Source organism: Leifsonia sp. SIMBA_070, assembly GCF_046534635.1.
Taxonomy (GTDB): Bacteria; Actinomycetota; Actinomycetes; order Actinomycetales; family Microbacteriaceae; genus Leifsonia.
In genome coordinates this window covers 1-402 of sequence record NZ_JAWRYK010000048.1, presented here as the reverse complement: position 1 = coordinate 402, position 402 = coordinate 1, and the positions used below count along the sequence as shown (strand labels likewise).

At 69.4% G+C, this 402-nt stretch carries 2 pseudogenes; both read left to right on the top strand.

Annotated elements, in window-relative coordinates:
- Positions 1-192 (top strand): annotated as a pseudogene (locus tag SB754_RS19345) (phenazine biosynthesis protein PhzF); the annotation flags it as partial.
- A 1-nt stretch (position 193) separates the two neighbouring features.
- Positions 194-402 (top strand): annotated as a pseudogene (locus SB754_RS19340) (deoxyribonuclease); the annotation flags it as partial.

Sequence of the window (402 nt, the reverse complement as noted above, 5' to 3'; positions counted from 1 at the left end):
CCGGTGACCGGCAGCCTGAATGCGGGCCTGGCGTGCTGGCTGCGCGGTCTGGAGATCGCGCCCGCGACGTACGTCGCGGCGCAGGGGGCGGCGCTGGGCCGGTCCGGCCGTGTCCTGATCAACGACGACGACACCGACATCTGGGTCGGCGGTCGCAGTGTGTCGGTCATCGTGGGTGAGGTCGATCTCTGACATGACCGACCAGAATGAGAGCAGCGGCCAGGAAAAGAGCAACAAAGAACTCAAGAAGGAGCGGCGGCGGACCCCACCGCCGGATCCGGAACCGTTGCCCCCGCTGATCGACGCCCACACCCACCTGGCCGCCTGTGGTGGCCGGGACGCCGAATCGGTGCGGCAGATCCTCGACCACGCCGAGGCGGTGGGCGTGCTGGCCGTGGTCAC